Raw genomic sequence first — 6,820 nt, forward strand, 5'->3', positions numbered from 1 at the left:
GAACGGCCGGTAGGGTCTGGCGCTTGATCCCTGCCCGCCGCGTCCTCACGGGCGCGGTCGTCGTCGCGCTGGCCGCGTGCGCCGGCAGCTCACACGCCGCGAAGCGTGCCGACCGCCCGGCCCGCGCGGTCGTGCGGTCCACCACGTCCTCGGTGCCGCCGTCGAGCACGACGACGCCGACGACCCGCCCGCCGGTCGCGACGACGACGGTCCCACCGCCGCCGTACGCGCCGCTCGCGATCGCGCTGTCGCCACCGCGCGTCGACGGCGTCTTCGCGATCGGCGACTCCGTGATGCTCGGCGCGGCCCCGCAGCTGCGCGCCCGCGGGATCACCGTCGACGCCGTCGAGAGCCGCCAGTGGGGAACGGGGACGCAGATCCTCGAACGAATGGCCGCGGGCGGCGCGCTGCCCTCGGTCGTCGTCGTCCACCTCGGCACGAACGGTCCCTTCAGCGCGGCCCAGTTCGACGCGACGATGCGCGCGATCGGACCGCGCAAGGTCGTCTTCGTGAACGCGCACGAGCCGCGCTCGTGGGAACAGGCGGTCAACGCGACCTTGCAGGCCGGTGTCGCGCGGTGGCCGAACGCGCGGCTCGTCGACTGGAACGCCGCGAGCACGCCGCATCCGGAGTGGTTCTGGCAGGACGACATCCACCTGCGACCGCAGGGCGCGCAGGCGTACGCCGCGCTCGTCGCGTTCGCGGCCGCGCATTGACGTCAGTGCGACTCGTAGAACGCGTCGAGCTCGCGGCCCAGCTCCTGCATGCGCGCCTCGCCCAGCTCGCTCTGGCAGCGCGGGAGGACATCTGCCTCCTCCCGGTGGACGTGCCGCTCGAAGACGGTGCGCGCGGCATGGAGCAGCGCGACCCGGCCGTCGGGATCACTGGCCTTCGCGAGCTGCTCGACGGCATCGCGCAACTCGGCGTGCTCTCGCGTGAACACGTCGACGGATTCGGGCACGCCGTGGATGTTGTCCTCGACGACCGGATACAGAAGGCGCTCTTCGGCTTCGAGGTGCACGTCGACCTCGTGGACCAGCCGGCGCATCGTGTCGTCGTCGTACCTATCGTCCAGCCCCGCGAGCAGACGACGGATGGTCCGGTGGCTCTGCATCAGGAGGTCGGCTGCATTCGGCATGTCGGTCGCGCGTGTCGTCGCGCTGGCAACCGAATACCCGCAACGCGCGCGCGTGATGCACGGATCACTCGACGAGACGCGCTGCAAGCGACGCGAGCAGCGGTTCGCAGGCATCGCGGTCGGCGTCGGAGATGCCGGTCGCGGCGAGGAGGAACGGCTCGAACAGCTGCCAGCCCAGCAGCAGCGCCGCGACGGCGGCGACCGCGACACGTGCCCCGAGCGGATCGTCGACGTCGTGCTGCGCGCGAACGAGCTCGACGAGCCGCGCAATGATCGGGAACTCATCCTGCAGCGCTCGTGGATCGGCGCCGTCGAGCAGGGCACGGGCCAGCGCCGGCGTGTACGGCTCGCCCCGGCTGCGCAGACGGAACACCGCGCTCACGGCCTCGCGTGCATCGCGCGCGTCGGCGACGACACCGGCTCCCTGACGCGTCGCGTGCTGCAGCACCGCGCCGAGCAGCGCCTCCTTCGAGCCGAAGTACCGGTGGACCAGGGCGTGGTTGACACCGGCCGCGGCCGCGATCTCGCGCACGGAGACGCTGTGCGGCGGCCGCGTCGCGAACAGGTGCATCGCCGCGTCGAGGATGGCCTCGCACGCCTCGGCCCGTGGTCTGCGCCGCGTCGCCACTTGCGCCAATGTAGTCGGCCGGTTACATTCGCTTGGTAACCCGTCGGTTACCTCGTGCCCGGAGGTCCCCATGCTGCGAGTCGTCGCCGGTCCCAAGCGGGTGCGCCGCCTGCCCGACGGCTGGGAGCCGCTGGTCCCGCGCCGGTTCGGCCTCCGCCCCCTCTCCCCCGTCATCGGGGCCGAGATCGAGGGCGTCGACCTGCGCGAGCCGCTCGACGACGAGACGCACGCCGAGCTGCACCGTGCGCTGCTCGAGTGGAAGGTCCTCTTCTTCCGCGACCAGCACGTCACGGGCGCGCAGCACCGCGCCTTCGCGGCGCGCTGGGGCGAGCTCGAGATCCACCCGTTCCTGCCCGCAGGCGAGACTCCCGAGGTCGTCCGCTTCGCCAAGGGCCCCGACGACCGCGGCTACGAGAACGTCTGGCACAGCGACGTGTCGTGGCGGCAGATCCCGTCGCTGGGCTCCGTGCTGCGCGCCGTCGAGGCTCCCCCGGTCGGCGGCGACACGCTCTTCGCCGACATGGCGTGCGCGTATGACAACCTGCCGGGCGACGTGCGCGACCGCATCGACGGGCTCGTCGCGGTGCACGACTTCACGCGCACGTTCGGCCAGGGCATCTCGGATCCCGACGAGCTCGCGCGCATGCAGGAGCGCTACCCCGCGGTGGAGCACCCCGTCGTGCGGACCCACCCCGAGACCGGGCGCAAGCTGCTCTACGTCAACCGCGTCTTCACGAGCCACATCGTGGGCATGGACGCCGACGAGAGCGACGCGCTGCTCGAGCTCCTGTGCGAGCAGGCCCAGGTCCCCGAGTACCAGTGCCGGTTCAAGTGGGCGCGCGACTCGATCGCCTTCTGGGACAACCGCGCGGTGCAGCACTACGCCGCGTCGGACTACTACCCGAACGTGCGCGTGATGGAGCGGGCGACGATCATCGGCGACAAGCCGTATTGAGCGCTCACAACCCGGGCTTGAACACCATCAGGTAGACGATCACGATCAGCAGGACGTCGAGCACGAGGCCGAACACGGCCATGCGCTTGCCGATCTCCTCGATCTCGACGGCCTGCGGCGGCGGCCCGGCCGCGGCGGCGGCCGCCGGCGCGCCCGCGCCGGCCATGTCGCGCAGCAACGTGTTGATGCGGCGGTGTCCCGGGATCATCACCATGTGCGAGATCCCGAGCCCGACGATGTAGAGCACCAGCGCCGCGCTCACCCATGCCTGCGAGAACTTGAAGTAGTGGTCCTTGCTGATCGCGACGAGGATGATCCCGAGGATCGGGACCGCGTAGATCAGCTTCTCGGCGACCGAGGTGACCTTGTAGTTGGCCTCCGAGATCGCCAGGCCTCCGGGCCCGCGGTTGGCCTTCGCCTGCGCCGCGTACAGCCCGTTGAGGAACACCGCGCCGAACCCGATGATGGCCGACAAGATGTGCAGCAGGAGCACGAAGTTGAACGCTCCGCTCTCACCAGGCATCGAGACCCCCTTGCGTTTCGCGGGGCGTCAGCGTGCCACGAACGCGTCGGGGCGCGGCGGACTCACGGCCAGGTCCGGCCGAACTGCGTCGAGTCGACGATCCGCCCGGTGAACTGCGTGCCGATCTGCTCGGCGAGGAACACGACCGCGGGGACGACCGCCTCGGGCGCGCTCCAACCCGACCAGTCGAAGTCCTCGCCGAGCTCGAGCGTGGCGAGCTCGGTCTTCACCGCACCCGGTCGGAGCGCGTTCACGGTGACGCCCCGGTCCGCGACCTCCGGCGCGAGCGCGGTCGTGAAGCGCTCCATGGCCGCCTTCGCGACCACGTACGTCACGAACCCGGGCGGCATCGCCGCCGTCGCCGCGTGGTCCGCTCCGCCCGACGAGACATTGATGATGCTCCCACCGCCGTTCGCGGCCATGTGCGGGACGACGAGCTTCGCGAGCAGGAACAGGCTTCGGACGTTGGTCCTCATCGAGTCGTCCCACATCTCGACGGTCGTGTCGTCGAACGCGCCGCGCGTCGGTGCCATCGCGTTGTTCACGAGCACGTCGACGCGCCCGTATTCGCGCATCGCGGCATCGACCAACCCGTCGAGGTCGCGCTCGACGCCGACGTCGCACCGGACGGGAAGCGCGCGTCCACCCGATGCCGTGATCGCGGCCGCGGTCGCCGCGACGCTGCCCGGCAGCCCGTCGGGCTGCTCGTCGAACGTCCGCGCCGCGCACACCACGGATGCGCCCCGTTCCGCGAGCCCCACCGCGAGCGCCTTGCCGATCCCGCGTGACGCGCCCGTGACGATCGCGACCCTGCCGTCGAGCTCCATCGAACCATCCTCTCGGATTTCCGGGTTGTGAGTGTCGATCCCGCTCGCGCCCGTTCGTCGGAGGGACGAAGCTGGTCCACGAGCGACTTGGAGGAACCGTGCGCTACATCATGCTGATCTGCGTCGAGGAGCAAGGGCCGGACCCGTCCGCCGAGGGTGCGTCGGGCGCGAGCCCCGAGTACCAGGCGTTCATGGAGGAGTTCGGTGACGTCCTGCGGGGCGGTGAGCGGCTGCGCCCCGCGACGACCGCCACGACCGTCCGGGTTCGCGACGGCGAGGTGCTCATGTCGGACGGCCCCTTCGCGGAGACGAAGGAGCAGGTCGGCGGGTTCTTCCTCGTCGACGCGAAGGACCTCGACCACGCCATCGAGGTCGCGTCGCGGATCCCGGCCGCCGCGCACGGGTCGATCGAGGTGCGCCCGATCTGGGAGATGTGACCGGGCGATGGGTGACGGCGACGACGTCGAGGCCGCGGTCGCGCGGGCCTTCCGCGAGGAGTGGGGCCGCGTCGTCGCCACGCTCATCCGGGTCACCGGTGACTGGGACCTCGCCGAGGAGTGCGCGCAGGACGCCTTCACGCTGGCGCTCGAGCGGTGGCGGCGTGACGGCGTCCCGCGCACTCCGGGCGCCTGGCTGACGACGACCGCGCGCAACCGCGCGATCGACCGTCTCCGGCGCGCGGCGACCGGCGCCGCGAAGCTCCAGGAGGTCGGCGTGCTCTCGCAACCCGGCGGGCCGGGCCCGGGCGACGACAGCGGGATCGCCGACGACCGGCTCCGGCTCATCTTCACGTGCTGTCACCCCGCACTGTCGACCGAGGCACAGGTGGCGTTGACGCTGCGCACGCTCGCGGGGCTGACGACCGCCGAGATCGCGCGCGCGTTCCTCGTCCCCGAGGCGACGATGGCGCAACGCCTGGTGCGCGCGAAGCGCAAGATCGCGCAGGCTGGGATCCCGTATCGCGTGCCTCCCGCGCATCTGCTCCCGGAGCGGACGAACGCGGTGCTCGCGGTGCTGTACCTGTTGTTCAACGAGGGGTACTCGGCGAGCGCAGGTGCGGACCTGGTGCGGCGCGGGTTGTGCGCGGAGGCGATCCGCCTCGCGCGCACGCTCGTCGCGTTGATGCCCGACGAGCCCGAGGCGCTCGGGCTCCTCGCGCTCATGCTCCTCCAGGACGCGCGGCGTGACGCGCGCGTGGAAGACAGCGGACACCTCGTGCCGCTCGAGGAGCAGGACCGGTCTCGGTGGGACCGTGCGGCCATCGACGAAGGGACCGCGCTCGTGGAGCGAGCCCTGCGCCGCCGCCGGCCCGGTCCGTACCAGGTGCAGGCGGCGATCGCCGCCTGCCACGCGGACGCCGCCGAGCCCGAGGCGACGGACTGGGCCGAGATCGCGGCGCTCTACGGAGAGCTCGCCCGCATGACGCGCTCGCCGGTGGTCGAGCTGAACCGCGCGGTCGCGGTCGCGATGGCGGATGGGCCGGGAGCCGGCCTCGCGATCGTCGACGCACTCGATGCGTCAGGCGCCTTGCGCGGGTACCACTTGTTGCCCGCGACGCGCGCCGATCTGCTGCGCCGGCTGGGTCGGAGCGGCGCCGCGGTCGACGCGTATCGCGACGCGCTCGCGCTCGCGCCGACGGACGCCGAGCGCGGCTACCTCACGCGCCGGCTCGCGGAGGTCGAGCGCGCGAGGTGAACGCGCGTCAGGCGCGCCCGCCGACGAGCTCGTCGAGGACGATCTCGGTGTTCGTCGTCACCGTGTCGCCGAACGCGTGCGCGACGACGCGTCCGAGCTCGACCAGCGCGACGACGCGCCAGCTGCTGTCGACGACGACGCACTCGCTGCGCGAGGCGCGCAGCATCGAGGTCACCGCCTCGAGCACGGTCGCGTCGCGCGATACGACGACCGGGTCGAGCCGGGCGACGGCCGCGGCGAGCGTCGTCGGCGGGCGGCCCGTCGCCACCGCGCGGCTGATGTCGGTCTCGGTCACGACGGTCCACGACCCGACGAGGACCGCGCGCCGACCGGACCGGGCCATGGCCTGCGCCGCCGTCTGCAACGTCACGTCGGACGCGAGCACGATCGGCTCGTCGAACGGCATCGAGTCGAGACGGGTACCGGAGGCCGCCAGGGTGGGCCAGGAGATCTCGGCCATCTTCCACTCCACGACAGATCCGCGACCGGATCGACGATCAGATCCACGACCCCGTCGTCGTGCTCCTCGAGCATGGACCCAAACGGCCACCGTGACCAGTGCCGAAGGTCCCGGCCGCAGGAAGTCCGGCTCGCTCGCTCGTGTCTCCGCTCTTGGCAGCGCTTCGCGCTGCCGGGCCGCTGGGCCACGCTCCCGCTCGCCTCACGGCTCGCTCGCTCAGTCCCCCACCCGGCGGCCGGAGATCTCGTCGATCGTGATGCGCACCCAGTGGCCGGCCTTCGGTTCGGCCCACGACCGCAGCGGTCCGCGCTGCAGGCGCGCGATCTCGTCCTCGTCGGTGACCTCGTGGGCGTGCCCCTGGACGAGGACGCTCCACCCGGTGTGGTACAGCGCGCGGCTCTGGTCGATCTCGAACGCGACGGCCGCGCCGTCACGCAGCGCGCTCAGCTTGGTACCGGACGGGGTGACGAAGACGATCGACGAGCCGTCGGCCACGTAGTTGACGGGCAGGACGAGGGGCCGACCGTCCACGACGAATGCGAGCCGGCCGACGTACGACTCCTCACGCAGCAGGCGCAGGCACTCATCGGGATC

At 71.9% G+C, this 6,820-nt stretch carries 10 protein-coding genes; 4 read left to right on the forward strand and 6 right to left on the reverse strand.

All coding sequences use genetic code 11. From position 1 onward, the window contains the following. Window positions 1-23: 23 nt before the first annotated feature. Window positions 24-716, forward strand: a complete 693-nt coding sequence (locus tag VFC33_01245) for a hypothetical protein (protein HZR11849.1) — start codon at window positions 24-26, stop codon at window positions 714-716. A 2-nt stretch (window positions 717-718) separates the two neighbouring features. Here VFC33_01245 and VFC33_01250 read toward each other — a convergent pair whose 3' ends face one another. Both VFC33_01250 and VFC33_01255 read right to left on the reverse strand, forming a co-directional pair. Next, on the reverse strand, window positions 719-1,138 hold the full coding sequence (locus tag VFC33_01250) for a hemerythrin domain-containing protein (protein ID HZR11850.1): 420 nt from the start codon (window positions 1,136-1,138) through the stop codon (window positions 719-721). A 64-nt stretch (window positions 1,139-1,202) separates the two neighbouring features. Further along, the gene (locus VFC33_01255) at window positions 1,203-1,766 is read right to left on the reverse strand and encodes a helix-turn-helix domain-containing protein (GenBank protein HZR11851.1); all 564 of its coding nucleotides are present in this window, start codon (window positions 1,764-1,766) and stop codon (window positions 1,203-1,205) included. A 70-nt stretch (window positions 1,767-1,836) separates the two neighbouring features. Between VFC33_01255 and VFC33_01260 the strand changes: the two genes are divergently transcribed. Next, window positions 1,837-2,721 carry a TauD/TfdA family dioxygenase gene (locus VFC33_01260; GenBank protein ID HZR11852.1) on the forward strand — a complete coding sequence of 295 codons (885 nt, stop codon included), beginning with the start codon at window positions 1,837-1,839 and terminating at the stop codon, window positions 2,719-2,721. Between the two features lie 4 nt (window positions 2,722-2,725). On the opposite strand, the gene VFC33_01265 is transcribed toward VFC33_01260, so the two are convergent. Continuing rightward, window positions 2,726-3,244: a DUF2269 family protein gene (locus tag VFC33_01265; protein ID HZR11853.1), complete on the reverse strand. Its 519-nt coding sequence runs from the start codon at window positions 3,242-3,244 to the stop codon at window positions 2,726-2,728. Between the two features lie 62 nt (window positions 3,245-3,306). Further along, a complete protein-coding gene (locus VFC33_01270) occupies window positions 3,307-4,071 on the reverse strand; it encodes an SDR family oxidoreductase (protein HZR11854.1) in 765 nt (254 codons plus the stop codon). A gap of 98 nt (window positions 4,072-4,169) precedes the next feature. On the opposite strand from VFC33_01270, the gene VFC33_01275 reads away from it, so the two are divergent. Together VFC33_01275 and VFC33_01280 are read left to right on the forward strand one after the other, a co-directional pair. After that, a complete protein-coding gene (locus VFC33_01275) occupies window positions 4,170-4,508 on the forward strand; it encodes a YciI family protein (GenBank protein HZR11855.1) in 339 nt (112 codons plus the stop codon). 7 nt (window positions 4,509-4,515) lie between these two features. Next, entirely contained in the window at window positions 4,516-5,766 is a 1,251-nt protein-coding gene (locus VFC33_01280) for an RNA polymerase sigma factor (GenBank protein HZR11856.1), read from the forward strand. Window positions 5,767-5,773: 7 nt separating this feature from the next. On the opposite strand, the gene VFC33_01285 is transcribed toward VFC33_01280, so the two are convergent. Further along, a complete protein-coding gene (locus VFC33_01285) occupies window positions 5,774-6,238 on the reverse strand; it encodes a CBS domain-containing protein (protein ID HZR11857.1) in 465 nt (154 codons plus the stop codon). Between the two features lie 204 nt (window positions 6,239-6,442). Beyond that, the coding region (locus VFC33_01290) for a pyridoxamine 5'-phosphate oxidase family protein (GenBank protein HZR11858.1) at window positions 6,443-6,820 on the reverse strand (378 nt) is incomplete at its 5' end.

It is taken from the genome of Acidimicrobiia bacterium, from assembly GCA_035651955.1.
Taxonomy (GTDB): domain Bacteria; phylum Actinomycetota; class Acidimicrobiia; order IMCC26256; family JAMXLJ01; genus JAMXLJ01.